Below are 2,431 nucleotides of genomic sequence, written 5' to 3' on the forward strand. Positions count from 1 at the left end.
GAATGCTCCGAAATATGCAACTGCTAAGACGGTTACAATGATGACATCGTCTTCAACTTTGTAGACGAGACGGTAGCCCGATTGGCGCAGCTTAATCTTATACATGTTGTCAGCTCCAGAGAGTTTTGAAGCCGGAACATGCGGGTTATCTAAACGCTCGATTAGCTTTTTCTTAAATTGTTGTTGAAGCGTTGAGCCAAGCTTTTTCCACTCTTTGAGTGCACTCTTTTTAAAGTCGAGTTTATAGGTCATCAATATTTACCGAAATACTCTCTTCAGATTCACGCTCTTTCGCAATAGTTAGTAGTTCAAGATCTTCGAGTCTGTCCATCATCATTTCGTACGCTTCGGCTGGTACGCAATAAAATGCTGGCTCATTTCGGTTCAGTACAGCAACAGGTTCACCGTAAGCACTAGTTGCAACTTTCATAGGGTTAGCTTTCAACTCAGTAATGCTTGCAGCAACATCGGCTAAAATTCTAGTGGTCATGTAATAGGTCTCTTAAGTGGTCTTTGTTTTGGTCATTTTAGCCTCAACCAAGAGGTATAACAAGTTGCTTAAGAATAATTCGCAACGCGTGGCATTTTTACTATGCGTTGGTTTATGTGTTTAAGGTATTATGCGGAGGCTAAGGTATTGGTTTGCTCACACCTTAGCAAGGCGTAAAGTGTCGATATCTTGGGATAATAGTTCTAGATATCTAATTCAGAATAGCTGCGTAAACCTTAATTTAGAGGCTCTTGAACCATGGTATTACTTATAGTTTGGTTGGCTATTTGGGTTTCTTCAGTCAAGCCACTTGCTTCTGTCGCCCGACGAACATACCGCATTAGAGTACAAAGTAGTTCGAATGGTTGGAAAAGTATTTTGTTTTCTATATTGGCTCACCTTACCTTTGTTCAACTATTTAGCTTTCCTGTAGATAGTTGGTTTTACTGGGTACTTCCAGTACTAAATGTTTTGTTTGTTATGCACATGCTCTTGCTCTTGGATTTGGTTCTAGATCGTTATAGTGTGGTTGATACTTCACGTTTTACCCATCGTTCAATTGCACCTTTTTTGCTGTCATGTAGTGCATTTATTGCAATGCTTTTCTACTCAGCTTATCTCAATGATGCAATACTAAGGGGAGTATGTATTGCTGCTCTCTCAATAGGTTTGACAGGGTTTCTAGTAACTTATAGAAATGTAAAATAGGGTCATACAGCTAACAGAGTATTTTAGGTTGATAAGAATCAACCCAACCAAACAGGGCGCCAATAACGGCGCCCTTTGTGTTAGTTGGACACGCTGTAAGTGTCGTAATTGCGAAGTAAGAAGATTGCGATACAGGCTGCGAGCATTGGCCAAGAGGCGAAGAACAGTAGGTTGTTGAACGGGTCCATGTATTTTCCAAAAGAGGAAAAGGTTGAGCCTGCATGAAGGACTAAAATGGCTCCGTAGGTGTACTTTTTCCACATGCCTACAACGAATGCGCCTAAAAATCCGAGCTGCGCGACACCCAGAGCCATCATCGCATTGTTCGAGATGTCGATGCCGTAAAAGCCAGACAGTACTTTTGTCGCGTGCTCAGGGACAAGGATCTTATCCAAGCCCCAGAATAAGAAGACGATAAAAATGCCGATTCTCAGCAGTAGTAGGCTAGTCGCCAGTTTGGTTTGAAGTGTCTTTTCCATGATATCCCTTGTGATGCATTCAATGATGCGATGATTTAAATGTTCATCAAAGGAGACCCATAGCCTTCGCGTTTTCTTTCGCAGTTTTTTAGTGCCTTATGTAACAAGGAATGTCTGATTAACCTTTGCTTATATAATATGTCATTTTTTTGATGTGGTATCATTCACGCAGTTAACTGTTAATGGATATATAACGTGAAAAAATACCTACTATTATCGCTTTCGGTTTTAATTTTGGCTGGTTGTGGAGCCCCTCGTTACACTGGGAGCGCGATTCCAGAACCTACGACTGAAGTTGATGTTGTTATCGTTAAAGACGCTGAAACACGTGAAGGGTTTTTAAATACTATGGAAACGTGGCTGCAAGATAACGATTATACCTACACCGTCGTACCTGATAAGTCGAAGCACGATCTTGATAAGCTGACATTGGAGTATGAAGGCCATTGGAGCTGGGACTTAGCGTTGTTCTTAAAGCAAGCGGAGATCAATGCTTATCAGAACGGACAAAGAGTAGGTGAAGTAGAATTTAAAGTCCCATACACGGCTAACCCAAACAAATTTGGTAATGCAGCTAAGCGTATTGGTTTTATGATGGATACGGTATTTGGTAAGAAAACCGCTGAAGAAGCGACAAAAGCGGCCAATTCATCAGATTCAAAAGCGACGAACTAGTCTAATTAGTTTACTAACTTATACCTTTGTTCGCTTTCTATTTTTCTTTAAGCTCTGCTCGAATAGACGAATAGACGAA

4 protein-coding genes are annotated in these 2,431 nt (G+C 40.9%); 1 reads left to right on the forward strand and 3 read right to left on the reverse strand.

Translation table 11 applies throughout. The features are described 5' to 3' along the window. The 3 genes from AB4138_RS20475 to AB4138_RS20485 form a co-directional block, all read right to left on the reverse strand. Positions 1-252 (reverse strand): type II toxin-antitoxin system RelE/ParE family toxin (locus AB4138_RS20475; RefSeq protein WP_372307479.1); only part of this gene is annotated, 252 nt, incomplete at its 3' end. Beyond that, positions 242-490: a type II toxin-antitoxin system Phd/YefM family antitoxin gene (locus AB4138_RS20480; protein ID WP_004730320.1), complete on the reverse strand. Its 249-nt coding sequence runs from the start codon at positions 488-490 to the stop codon at positions 242-244. The genes AB4138_RS20480 and AB4138_RS20475, both read right to left, overlap by 11 nt. Positions 491-1,278: 788 nt before the next feature. Further along, positions 1,279-1,677, reverse strand: coding sequence for a hypothetical protein (locus AB4138_RS20485; protein ID WP_017064752.1), 399 nt, complete (start codon positions 1,675-1,677; stop codon positions 1,279-1,281). A gap of 195 nt (positions 1,678-1,872) precedes the next feature. Here AB4138_RS20485 and AB4138_RS20490 point away from each other — a divergent pair, with 195 nt between their 5' ends. After that, the gene (locus AB4138_RS20490; protein WP_017068825.1) at positions 1,873-2,352 is read left to right on the forward strand and encodes an Sbal_3080 family lipoprotein; all 480 of its coding nucleotides are present in this window, start codon (positions 1,873-1,875) and stop codon (positions 2,350-2,352) included. The last annotated feature ends 79 nt before the right edge of the window (positions 2,353-2,431 follow it).

The organism is Vibrio sp. 10N.286.52.C3 (assembly GCF_041468865.1).
GTDB classification, from domain to species: domain Bacteria; phylum Pseudomonadota; class Gammaproteobacteria; order Enterobacterales; family Vibrionaceae; genus Vibrio; species Vibrio crassostreae_C.

Coding starts and splice junctions, on each gene's coding strand:
- AB4138_RS20485 (WP_017064752.1), bottom strand. CDS start 1,677: ATGGAAAAGACACTTCAAACCAAACTGGCGACTAGCCTACTACTGCTG.
- AB4138_RS20480 (WP_004730320.1), bottom strand. CDS start 490: ATGACCACTAGAATTTTAGCCGATGTTGCTGCAAGCATTACTGAGTTG.